Annotated in this window: 10 protein-coding genes, 6 tRNA genes and 1 rRNA gene; 3 read left to right on the top strand and 14 right to left on the bottom strand. The window is 49.4% G+C overall.

What is annotated here, in order from left to right:
- Positions 1–55: 55 nt before the first annotated feature.
- Genes M3630_RS07100 through M3630_RS07085 form a run of 4 tightly spaced genes read right to left on the bottom strand, consistent with a single transcriptional unit; the run spans position 56 to position 4,089 of the window.
- Positions 56–1,336 (bottom strand): peptidase, encoded by a 1,281-nt coding sequence (locus M3630_RS07100; RefSeq protein WP_251251680.1) that lies wholly within the window; start codon positions 1,334–1,336, stop codon positions 56–58.
- Positions 1,337–1,368: 32 nt separating this feature from the next.
- The gene (locus M3630_RS07095) at positions 1,369–2,046 is read right to left on the bottom strand and encodes a 3-oxoacid CoA-transferase subunit B (protein ID WP_012685801.1); all 678 of its coding nucleotides are present in this window, start codon (positions 2,044–2,046) and stop codon (positions 1,369–1,371) included.
- Positions 2,028–2,720 (bottom strand): 3-oxoacid CoA-transferase subunit A, encoded by a 693-nt coding sequence (locus M3630_RS07090; protein WP_106782451.1) that lies wholly within the window; start codon positions 2,718–2,720, stop codon positions 2,028–2,030. Before M3630_RS07090 ends, M3630_RS07095 begins: the two co-directional genes overlap by 19 nt.
- 16 nt (positions 2,721–2,736) lie before the next feature.
- Positions 2,737–4,089, bottom strand: coding sequence for an aspartate aminotransferase family protein (locus tag M3630_RS07085; protein WP_251251679.1), 1,353 nt, complete (start codon positions 4,087–4,089; stop codon positions 2,737–2,739).
- Between the two features lie 156 nt (positions 4,090–4,245).
- On the opposite strand from M3630_RS07085, the gene M3630_RS07080 reads away from it, so the two are divergent.
- Complete coding sequence (locus M3630_RS07080) at positions 4,246–5,790, top strand: PucR family transcriptional regulator (protein ID WP_251251678.1); 1,545 nt, start codon at positions 4,246–4,248, stop codon at positions 5,788–5,790.
- 4 nt (positions 5,791–5,794) lie between these two features.
- Here M3630_RS07080 and ablB read toward each other — a convergent pair whose 3' ends face one another.
- A complete protein-coding gene (gene ablB, locus M3630_RS07075) occupies positions 5,795–6,649 on the bottom strand; it encodes a putative beta-lysine N-acetyltransferase (protein WP_251251677.1) in 855 nt (284 codons plus the stop codon).
- Between ablB and M3630_RS31125 the strand changes: the two genes are divergently transcribed.
- Positions 6,597–6,911: a YjcZ family sporulation protein gene (locus M3630_RS31125; RefSeq protein ID WP_353057218.1), complete on the top strand. Its 315-nt coding sequence runs from the start codon at positions 6,597–6,599 to the stop codon at positions 6,909–6,911. The genes ablB and M3630_RS31125 overlap by 53 nt on opposite strands.
- Before the next feature lie 96 nt (positions 6,912–7,007).
- Positions 7,008–7,736, top strand: coding sequence for a glycerophosphodiester phosphodiesterase (locus tag M3630_RS07070; RefSeq protein WP_251251676.1), 729 nt, complete (start codon positions 7,008–7,010; stop codon positions 7,734–7,736).
- A 45-nt stretch (positions 7,737–7,781) separates the two neighbouring features.
- On the opposite strand, the gene mnmL is transcribed toward M3630_RS07070, so the two are convergent.
- From mnmL to M3630_RS07025, 9 genes are all read right to left on the bottom strand, one after another.
- Positions 7,782–8,750, bottom strand: a complete 969-nt coding sequence (gene mnmL / locus M3630_RS07065) for a tRNA modification radical SAM protein MnmL/YtqA (protein ID WP_251251675.1) — start codon at positions 8,748–8,750, stop codon at positions 7,782–7,784.
- A 176-nt stretch (positions 8,751–8,926) separates the two neighbouring features.
- Entirely contained in the window at positions 8,927–10,165 is a 1,239-nt protein-coding gene (locus M3630_RS07060) for a glycosyltransferase family 2 protein (RefSeq protein ID WP_173609818.1), read from the bottom strand.
- Between the two features lie 299 nt (positions 10,166–10,464).
- Positions 10,465–10,549, bottom strand: a tRNA-Leu gene (locus tag M3630_RS07055).
- 472 nt (positions 10,550–11,021) lie between these two features.
- Positions 11,022–11,098 (bottom strand) — tRNA-Arg (locus tag M3630_RS07050).
- 5 nt (positions 11,099–11,103) lie between these two features.
- Positions 11,104–11,177 (bottom strand) — tRNA-Cys (locus tag M3630_RS07045).
- An 8-nt stretch (positions 11,178–11,185) separates the two neighbouring features.
- Positions 11,186–11,261, bottom strand: a tRNA-His gene (locus M3630_RS07040).
- 18 nt (positions 11,262–11,279) lie between these two features.
- A tRNA-Met gene (locus tag M3630_RS07035) sits at positions 11,280–11,356 on the bottom strand.
- Positions 11,357–11,366: 10 nt separating this feature from the next.
- A tRNA-Ser gene (locus tag M3630_RS07030) sits at positions 11,367–11,457 on the bottom strand.
- A gap of 49 nt (positions 11,458–11,506) precedes the next feature.
- Positions 11,507–11,630 (bottom strand): 23S ribosomal RNA (locus M3630_RS07025); the annotation flags it as partial.

Below are 11,630 nucleotides of genomic sequence, written 5' to 3'. Positions count from 1 at the left end.
CATTCTCCCTCATACGCGTGCCTTCCTGTCTCGATTTTGAAATATTTGGATATCTTTACTCTTTCACACTTTCAGCCACACCGCACCATTCCAGTAACGTAAGCGCAAAGATCTCAGCACAACGGAATACCTCATCCAAAACGATGAATTCATTCGGATAGTGTGCAACCTGTGTGACTCCAGGTCCGACCACAATCGCTGGCGTATTGGCCAAAGCCGTCAGCAAACCGCCGTCTGTACCCCAAGGCGATGCTTCCACAATGGCACGATCTCCTGTCACAGCTTCAAACTGCGCTTGCAAAATATCCATCAACGGATGATCGAGCTCCACTGCTCCCGGTACCCAACGAGCTCCGAACCACTCCAGCTCAACAGGTTGCTCTGCAAACCACGGATCGACCTCTGCCAGCTTTTTGAGTGCTGCCGCCATTTCTGCTTTGGCATCGTCCATCTGTTCTCCTGGGGCAACCCCCATCCTTCCTTCCAGCTTGACGAGGTCCGCTACAGACGAAGGCCACTTGCCACCCTCAATCACCCCCAGATTAATCGGGATCGGAATAGGCAGCTTGGCATAGAGTGGATCGTCGAGTCGATCGTTACGCTCTTTTTCCAATTGTCCAATGGCTTGAACGACGAGCATGCTCTTTTCGATGGCGCTGACTCCCTCGTAGCGAGTCCCTCCGTGAGCAGAACGACCTTTAACCGTTAATCTGAACCACATGGAGCCTTGCTGCTTCGGGAAAATTTTCATATTGGTCGGCTCTGGAATCAAGGCAGCATCCGCTTTGTACCCGCGAATGATCGTCGCCAATGTGCCTGCACCGCCGCTTTCTTCTTCTACGACGCTCTGAAAAATGACGTCGCCTTTCAGTTGCACGCCCAACTTCTGTAGAACCTGGATCGCCAACAGTGAAGATAAGTTTCCACCCTTCATGTCGGTTGCTCCACGCCCGTAAAGCTTGCCATCCTCAACCTTCCCGCCAAACGGATCATCGCTCCACTGTGCCAGATCGCCCGCTGGCACTACATCCACATGTCCGTTCAGAATGATGGAACGGCCATCTCCTTGCCCCTTCCACACACCGACGACATTCGGGCTGCTTTCAAACGTCGTACGCGGGGAGACAAAATACGGATGTGACACCAGCTCTTCGCCTTCCATGACCCATAAGTCAACGTCCAGCCCCATCTGCCCCAAAAGTTCTGCAATGCTTTGTTGAATGGATTGCTCTTCTCCTTGCACGCTTGGGCTTTTTACCCATTGCTGCAGCAGTTGAACAGCGGCTTCCCGATCTTTTTCCAATTGCTCCCGGATACGCACCTGCCAGTTTGCCATGTTTTTCCCCCGTTCTATCGTTTTTTCTTTGCTTAGCGGAAAACGCCAACCTCTCCGTCCATCTTGAGTTCGGCTTCCGTTGCTCCAATCACGTCAGCGACACTGTATGGATACATGACTTCTCGCAGATACAACCCATCTGGCATGACCTCCATCACTGCCATGTCCGTGATGATTAAATCCGCAGCTTTTGTCGCGGTTAACGGCAGTGAGCATTCCCGCACGATTTTCGAACGTCCGTTTTTATCCAGATGCGTGGTCACAACCATGACCTTCTTGGCCTTTTGTGCCAGTTCCATAGCTCCACCCATGCCAGGGACACGTTTGCCTGGAACGATCCAGTTGGCAATGTCTCCATTTTGGCTTACTTCCAGGACTCCTAAAATCGTCATATCCAATAGTCCACGGCGAATGATGGCAAAAGCAGTCGCACTGTCAAAAAAGGAAGCTCCTGTGGCAAGCGTGACAGGAAAACCGCCCGCATTGCAAAGCATGGCATTCTCCTCGCCTTTCGCAGGGCTTGGTCCTGTACCAAGAATGCCATTCTCCGCGTGAAACATGACTCGTTTTTCCGCTGGAATAAAATCCGCAACCAACGTTGGAATGCCGATTCCCAAGTTAATGATCATGCCGTCTTCCACTTCTAATGCTGCGCGGCGGGCAATACGTTCACGATAGCTCTCGGTTTCTTTTACTTCTCCCATGCCCATTGCCAGTTCACCCCTTCACTTTGGACAATAAGGTTCACGAAAACGCCCGGGGTGACGATTTCTTCCGGGTCGATCATGCCTACCTCTACTATCTCATCCGCTTCCACGATGGTAATGTCACCTGCCATCGCCACTAACGGATTGAAATTCCGTGCACTTGTATCAAACACCAAATTGCCAAAGCGATCCGCTTTTTTCGCATGTACGATAGCCACTTCGGCAGTGAGCGGTGTCTCCAACAAGTATTCCTTTCCATCCAGAACGACCTTCTGTTTTCCTTTTTCCGCGATCGTCCCGATGCCGACATCCGATAGAATGCCTCCCAGACCGACTCCACCTGCCCGTACACGCTCTGCAAGTATCCCCTGCGGGCAGAACTCTACTTCCAGCTCCCCAGCTGTCATTTGGGCCCCTGCGTTCGGATTTGAGCCAATATGCGAAGCTATCACTTTTTTGACGCGCTTTTCGGTTACCAGTTTGCCAATTCCGATATGCGGGAAAGCCGTATCGTTACTGATCAGCGTCAGATCACGCACACCTCTATCCAAAATTCCCTGTATTAAAGTAGGCGGGTTTCCTACGCCACCGAATCCCCCTGCCAACAGCGTCATCCCATCGCGAAAATGGGTGAGCGCTTCGGACAGGGAGACGACCTTTTCAAATCGATTTGTCATCCTCGTTCCTCCTTCTCTATCCGATCAGTGCCTTGTCTTGGAGCTCTTGCTGAACAGCTACCACCGCTTCTTTCAGCAGAGATATCAGTTCATCGATTTGCTCCGTGGTAATGGTCAGTGGAGGTGAGATGATGACAGCATCCCCTGCCACCCCTTCGATTCCGCCCATTGCCGGATAAATAAGCAAGCCTTTTTCAAATGCTTTTTGAATGACCTTCCCCCCTACGCCTTGAGAAAGCGCAAACGGTTCTTTTGTCTGCTTGTTTTTCACAAATTCCAGCGCGCACAACATGCCAAGACCACGTGCATCTCCGATCAACGGCAGCTCGTCTGCCAGTTCTTTTAGGCGGGCAAGCATATAGGCACCTTGTTCGGCTGCTTTGTCGACCAACTGATGCTTCTCCACATAGTCGAGGACAGCCAGAGAAACAGCAGCAGATTGTGGATTGGCACTATACGTATGTCCTGCCATAATCGAGCCGCTACCTTTTGTAATGGTCTCAATGATTTCGTCCGAGACAATCGTAGCAGCCATAGGCGTGTAACCGGCACTCATCCCTTTACCCAATGTCATCAGGTCAGGCACGACGCCCCAATGGTCGATCCCAAACGCTTTTCCTGTGCGACCTACTCCTGTCATTACTTCGTCTGCGATAAACAAAACCTCATATTTATCACAAATCTCGCGAATACGCTGGAAGTAACCGTCTGGTGGCACGACCGCTCCCCCAGAAGCTCCGATGACAGGCTCTGCAATGAATGCCGCTACCTGCTCGGGTCCTACGCGCAAAATTGCGGTCTCCAGCTCGTCTGCACACGCAAGCGCATACGATTCCAGGGACATGTCTTCCGGTTTACGATATGGATATGGTCCTGTGATCGCCGGATAGTCAGCCAATAATGGGGTGAACCGCTTTCTGCGCAAGACGTGTCCAGACATCGAGAGCGCACCCATTGTAATCCCGTGATAGCTCATCCAGCGGGAGATAATCCGATTTTTCGTTGGTCTTCCTTTTTCCTGCCAATACTGGATCGCGATTTTTTGTGCTGTCTCGGTTGCTTCCGAACCACTGCTGACAAAAAACGTCCAGTTCAGTGAGCCTGGTGCCCACTCCGCCAGCTTTGCAGCCAGCTTCTCCACGGCATCGCTGCTAAAATGCGAGCGGTATACGAAGGAAACCTCCTTGGCTTGCGCATACATCGCCTCAGCTACTTCTTCTACACCGTGACCAATGCTTGCCGTCACCGCTCCACTAGAACCGTCGATGTAACGATTCCCCTCTTTATCGTAAAGATAGATACCTTTTCCGTGAGAAATAACCGGATACTCTTTGCCCAATTCAGGCTTGATTACATAGCTTTTCGTCATTTTCGTCGCCACCTCGCTTATTCTCTACCTCTATCCTAGCTGACCAGCACGCAAGAGCCATCCTACGTGCTGGCAAAAAAACATGGCAAAGAGACAAAATCTTTTGTACATTTTGTATAAGAGAACCTTTACCGAGGCTTTTGGAGGAGATACCTGATGACCATCACGATAAGAGAAGCGCTGCAACTGCCGGACATGGTTCACACCAGGCTGATCGCAGGAGCAGGCGGACTGGACAATCCGATTCGTTGGGTGACAATTGTCGAGGTGCTGGAGGATACGAGCCGCTTGCAGGAAGGCGAATTTTTGATTACAACCGGCTTTGGACTGGCTGAGCATACAGAAAAGCTCGCTTCTTTTATTCCTTCGTTGGCAAAGCAAAAGCTGAGTGGCGTTGCGATTCATACGGGCTTTTATTTACGGGAAATTCCCGAGACGTTTTTGACTTTGGCGGATCAGTATCAACTTCCATTGATTGAAATTCCTACGGAGATAAACTTTTCTACTATTACCAAAGCCATTTTGCAGCCGATCATGAATCGGCAATTTGAAACGCTGGCCTATTCCTCGGCGATTCATAACCGAATGATTGATGCTGCCCTGTCTAAAGGAGGCCTTCCCGCCATCGCAGGCGAGCTCGCTGCACTTACGGGAGGGGTCGTTTCGCTCGTAGATGCACTAGGCTTTGAAGTCACACAGCATGGCAGTTCGGAAGCGCTGCCGCATGATCAGTCCCAGGAAATCGCGCATCATGTACCGATTCGCGCCAATCGCGAGCATTTTGGCACGTTGACTTTAACGAAGCCCGAGCAGGCCTGGAAAGAGCTCGATGACGTCGCTCTACAGCATGCCTCTACTTTATGTGCACTCGAATATGTAAAGGAAAGGGCGGTAGCCGCAACGGAATGGCGGTTAAAAGGGGATTTTGTGGAGGAGTTGCTGAATGGGCAGCAGATGACCCACACGGAGCTGGAGAGCCGTTGTCGCATGCTGGGGTACCCGCTTGCTGGACATCATCTCTGCGTCGCTGTCCGTGTAGAGGTAGCCGATCAAACGATGCTCGGAGACATGCATCAAAGTGTCATTACGTTGATGCGGAGGCTTAGCGACCGTCATCAGCGCTCTTATTTGCTGCGCGAGCGGCCACATTGCCTCTTGTTTATTTTGCCGGATGATCAGACGAGCCTGCGCCTCTTGGAACAGCTCACTTCCCGCTGGAGAGGGCTGCACCCTGACTTTGCTCTACACATCGCCTTGAGCAATCCCTGTGAGCAATTGCCAAACGTCGTCACTGCCTCCGAAGAAGCGATGTTTGCTCTGCAAGCGTACCCGCTGTTGGCCCAGTCCCCGCAGATTTTGCGATACCGGGATATGCAGGGCTATCAGTTTTTGTTTCCGTACCATCGTGAAAAAGATAGCTTGCTCCGCCTGTGGAACCCATTGCTGGATCCATTGATTCGCTATGATACGAAATATAATCAACAGCTGCTCGAAACACTTGAGGTGTATTTAGCCCAGAACGGAAACGGTCTTCAGACGTCGCAAGCCTTGTATATCCATCGACATACGCTCAAGTACCGGTTGACCCAGATCGAAGAAAAAACAGGCTACCGCCTGGAGGATGCTCATCAACGCTGGCAGCTTCAGTTGGCCCTGATGGCCCGCCGTCTGCAACAGCAGTTGTATCCTACAAACAGGTAGCCTGTTATTCCCTCGTCGGGCGAAGTGGCTTAACCCATATATTCATGTCTTCATAACCTGAAAAGATCGTACAATTGTTAATTAGCCGTCCGCGGTATGCATAGCCCATTTTGGCAGCCGTCACATTCATGCCTGCCGATTGTGCCCGGGTCAAGGTGTACAAAAAGTAAATCCCTGCCTCCTCCATCCTTTTTTCCAACGCGATAAACAGCGGTTGGAGGAGACCTTTCCCCGCATGGTCTGGATGGGTCGCGCAATCCGTCATTTCCGCTGACCCAAAGCGTTCGGATACTTCTGCTGACGCAGCACAAGCAATCTTGCCGTCAAATTCAACGACATAGTAGAGGGTCCCTTCTTGCATGGTTTTGCGAATGTAGGACGGATCGTTCATCGGTGTAGGATACGTCGCGAATACCAGTCCATACAGACACGCCAATTCCTTCGTGTCTGCCTCCGTTGCTTCACGCAGGTGGTATCCCTCTGGTAATGATTTTTCTATCATACTCCCCGCTTTTGACAGGCTCAACGCAAGAATTTCCTCAGCAAGTTTTTCTGCGCCAGAGGTAGCCCGCTCTTTTGTCAGATAGCAGGTGAGCATCTGTGCGTTTTCCCCTTGAAAAAAACCATCAATGGTACCCTCCAGCTCGTAACCCAGGGATTGCCATTGCGGAACATCTTGTTTCTTTCCGTACACAATCACTTTTGTTGCCTCTGACTCCTCGGCCAGTTCCTTCAAGACCCGATCCCACTGCTCGATTTGTGATGGTTCATACACATGCAGCTTTACGCGGCGATTTTGTCGATCAATGATCAGGTCGCCAGCATCCTGTGCGCCTACAACATTTATCACGGTCTTCACCCTCCCCTACAATACTCTTACTCTCATTGTAGCAAAACAAGGTATACCGTCATCTGCCAATCTGTATAAAAAAGCGTTCCTTATGCACAAAAAAACAGAAGGTGGGCATTCTGTTGGGTCATATTTACCTCTTCTTCATACCATGAGAGTAGACGCTTCATGTGCGAGAAGGAGGGTGTGTTTTGTGAGTTGCCATAACAATTTTGCCCTGATCCTTGTCCTCTTTGTCCTGTTGGTCATCGTACTCGTCGTAATCGGATAGACTTCTGGAGATGCCTCTCATGTCAGGTCGTATCGAGGGGCCCTTTACATATCATGATAGTAGGCAATGACACGCTCGAGAAGGGAGGAAGCCCTCGTGCCCCCACTTATTTATGCCCATCGTGGCGCTTCCGGCCTGTTTCCGGAAAATACGATGGAATCGTTTCAAGGAGCCGCCCGACGAAAAGCCAATGGGATCGAATTAGATGTTCAGCTCAGCAGTGACAATAAGCTGGTCGTCATTCATGACCATAACCTGGAGCGCACGACCAATGGTTCTGGCTTGGTGCGTCATTACACATTGCGTGAGCTGCGTCAGCTACGAGCGGATAAAGACTCGTCTATGCGAGTACCAAAAGCCCACATTCCAACCCTACAGGAGGTATTTCAGTCATTTGTAGACACACCACTGCGCTTTATCATCGAGATGAAAAATTTCTTCCTCGATCAACCTCACTTAGAGGAGCTCGTCATCGAACAAATCAGACGATATCAGCTAACAGAGCGAACGATCATTTCAACGTTCAACTTCGATAGCCTTTTACGAATCAAGCAATTAGATGCCACGCAAACGACGGGACTTTTATATGTTGGGCCACTCGCCAAGCCTTGGGAAGTAGCCAGTCGCTATCGAGCTGATCAATTGCACGTCCCCTATGATCAATTGACGGAGGATTTGGTCAAACAAGCAAAGCAGCGTCATTTTGAAGTTTTGAGCTGGACGGTAAATACAGGTCCGCAAATCCAGCGAGCCGTTGACTGTGGGGTAGATGGTCTGATCACCAATTACCCGAAGCGTGCGAGAAATCTGATTCGCAATCTATAAAAAGAAAGGGAGCCCAGAAATGGCTCCCTTTTTGTTGCGATGAATTTACGTGCGTGGAACGAATAACTTTCCTTGCCAGCTATTCCGTGCTTTCAGTTCTGCATCAATACCATTCAGAACTTCCCACTTTTTGCGACTCCACATCGGTCCAATCAAAAGATCAGGTGGTCCGTCCCCTGTGATTCGATGGACGATCATCTCTGGAGGTAAAATTTCCAATGTATCCACAACAAGCTTCGTGTACTCTTCCTGAGACAGGAATTCCAAGAGTCCTGCTTCGTACTGCTTCACCATCGGTGTTTTGCGCAGCAGATGCAACAGGTGTATTTTGATCCCCTGCACATCCAGATGTGCCACAGCATCTGCCGTCTGCATCATCTCTTCGTGGCTCTCTCCGGGCAATCCGTAGATGATATGAGAACATACACGTATGTTGTGCTTGCGCAACCTCTTTACAGCATCCACGTAGCATTGATAATCGTGTGCTCGATTGATTAACTGGGCTGTGTGCTCATGGACTGTCTGGAGTCCGAGCTCCACCCACAAATATGTGCGCTCATTCAATTCAGCCAAATACTCCACAACGTCGTCAGGCAGGCAGTCAGGACGTGTGGCAATGGAGAGTCCGACTACACCTTCTTGCTGGAGGATGACTTCGTACATCTCCCGCAGTTCCTCCACGGGCGCATACGTATTCGTATACGCTTGGAAGAAGCCCAAATACTTGGCTTGCGGCCATTTCTCGTGCATGCGATTTTTCACATCGTGAAACTGTCTTTCCAAATCCATTCTGCGGTCACCAGCAAAATCTCCAGATCCTCTGGCGCTGCAAAACGTGCATCCGCCTGTCGCTACTTTCCCATCCCGATTCGGACAGCTAAAACCGCCATCCAATGGAACCTTGAAAATCTTTTCGTGAAAAGTCCCTCTTAAATGATAATTCCATGTATGGTATCGTTTATCGCCCCACAACAATGGGACGTCGTTGTTGTGAATATCTGTCGCGAGCTTCATTGCTGTTTTCCTCCTATGGGCACCGCTACGTCTGGCGCTGGTGCCTTTATCCCGTTGGCGAACGCTACTTGCTTGATCACGTCATTATACCAAATTCGGCAACGGTCTCGCTACTTTAAGATAATAGGAAAACCACAGGTGAATATTCCCCCTGTGGTTTTTGCTTGTTTACGTCACTATTGCTGGATCTCCTCGATACGAATCGCGCGTGTGTGAGAGGTATGACTCCACACTTGGTTTTTCTTCGTAAAGAACGCGTAAAACATAATCGGAAGCCAGGTCAGGAAAAAGAACGGTAGCAAGAGGAGCCCGAAATACCCCTTCCACGGAACTTTATCCAAATAGAGGGCCAAGATCGGCAACAGGTAGAACACGGCAGTAGAACCGTATACCAGCCATGTTGGCAAGATCGTGGATACCGTTGAAAACGTACCGATATCAAAAAATCTTGCCAGGAACAATACCGACATCATTGTCACCATCAGAACATACATCGGTTGGAAGAGGTAGAAGGCTGCATCAAGCATCCCCAGCTTTCTCGACTTCATACCATTAAACAAGACAGATCGAATATAGCGTCCTGCCACATCGTAGTGCCCTTGCATCCAACGCAAACGCTGGCGCATAGACGATTTTAAGTCAATCGGTTTTTCATCCCAGACCTTGGTGTCATGTGCCCATGTCGGGTAAATACCTCGTTCGATACAACGTGTTGCAAATTCCAAGTCTTCCGTGAGACTGGTTGCTCCCCAGCCCATTTCTTTGAGCAGGTTGCTCTCAATGCACAAGCCAGTTCCGCCCAAAGTGTTCGGCAGTCCCAAATTGTGACGAGCCAGTTGCCACATACGGTTTGTAAACCAGTAGGTAACCGCATAAGACAGCGTAATCCAGGAATCGAACGGGTTCTTGGAGTCGAGGTAACCTTGAATCACACGCGCCCCTTTGCAGAGACGGTCATTCATTACTTTCAGGAAGTTTTTCTCAACCAAGTTGTCAGCATCAAACATGACGACAGCGTCATATTGCTTAGGTCTTGCCCAGAGGTTCTCCAGCATCCATTCGATGCCGTAGCCTTTCCCACGCTTGGATGTGTCAAAACGCTCACATGCAATTGCACCATGCGCCCGACTAATTTCTGCCGTGTTATCTGTACAGTTGTCGCAAATGACGAAGATGTCGTACATTTCACGTGGATAGTCGAGTTTCTTCAGGTTTTCAATAAGCGGAGCAATTACGGCGCTCTCATTGTGAGCCGCCACGAGCACAGCAAATGTCTTTTGCGGCTCAGATGTTACTTGCTCTTTTTTGCGGAACAGGCCTGCACAAGAAACTAGTGTTTGATATGTGCCGATTACGCCCACCGCAGAAGTAAATCCGATGAATAATCCCTCAATGATCTCTCTAATTACACTCATGGGTTCTTCTCCTCGACCTAAACCAGATTGGGTCTGATCTGAATTTAGGTAGTGTTGTTTTTCCAACATTTCTCTATTGTTTTTCTCTCAATTGGCAGTTTACATCAAATACGATTCATAAGCAATGACCCAAAAGTGGGAAAAAATAAGGCACTGCTATCACCTTTCCCACCTTTTTCTCTTTCTATTCGACAGTGCTTTCGCAGTTGGCAGAAAAAAAAGCCCTTGTCGAAAAAGGCTCCATCTATTTAGAAAAATACAAACACTCGTTTCCATTTCTTCCTGATTGCTTCCGGGATTGGTGCGGTCGGCGAGACTCGAACTCGCACGGGTCGCCCCGCCACCCCCTCAAGATGGTGTGTCTGCCAATTCCACCACGACCGCCTATAAACGTTGATTTTACTCGTGTTTTTCTGTTGACACGAAGTACGTTTTTGAGTATACACAATCAATTTTCGTAAGTCAATATCGTTTTCGAGTAGATGCAGCCCATATTTTTCCTGTCAAACTATTGTTTTTTTGCTCTGTCTTCTAGTAGATACGTTTGTCGAAAAAGAAAGTTACATGTCGCAAAAATTTTGAAAGAATACAAGCGCCTCCCTACAAAAATATCATCGTTTCGTCACATTTTCCGAACAGAAAGGGAGCCATATTCTGTGGTATTTTTACATAATTTATGACAAATTAGACAAAATATTTCCAGATGTGGGTGGAAGTTTTTTTGCTATTTTTTTGAAATAGGCCATTTGACTTATCATTTGTTTCTGATTGCCTCCTGAAAGACGCGCTATCTTCTACGAAAAAAACCTCCTGCGGACGCCACAACGTCCTAAGGAGGATATCTTTTGAAAAGGCGTGGCGTCCCAGGAGAGATTCGAACTCCCGACCGACGGCTTAGAAGGCCGTTGCTCTATCCTGCTGAGCTACTGGGACTAAAATGGAGGGAGTACCCGGATTTGAACCGGGGATAAGGGTTTTGCAGACCCGTGCCTTACCACTTGGCTATACTCCCGTGTTGTATGGGGCGATCGATGGGACTTGAACCCACGAGTGCCGGAGCCACAATCCGGTGCGTTAACCCCTTCGCCACGACCGCCATATTTTTTATGTAGTTTGGTAGCGGTGGAGGGAATCGAACCCCCGACCTTTCGGGTATGAACCGAACGCTCTAACCAGCTGAGCTACGCCGCCAAAATAAAAATGGCGGAGAGTGAGGGATTCGAACCCTCGCTACGCTTGCGCATACTAACGGTTTAGCAAACCGTCCCCTTCGGCCTCTTGGGTAACTCTCCGTGATTATATGCACCTTCAAAACTAGATATGCATGATTGCTAAGAATGTGTGGATAAGTCCTCGACCGATTAGTATTCGTCAGCTCCACGCGTTACCGCGCTTCCACACCGAACCTATCAACCTCATCGTCTATGAGGGGTCTTACCAGCTTGCGCTGTGGGAAGTCTCATCT

This window comes from Brevibacillus sp. MER 51, assembly GCF_023714195.1.
Classification (GTDB): Bacteria; Bacillota; Bacilli; order Brevibacillales; family Brevibacillaceae; genus Brevibacillus.
This window is presented reverse-complemented; position numbering and strand designations above follow the sequence as displayed.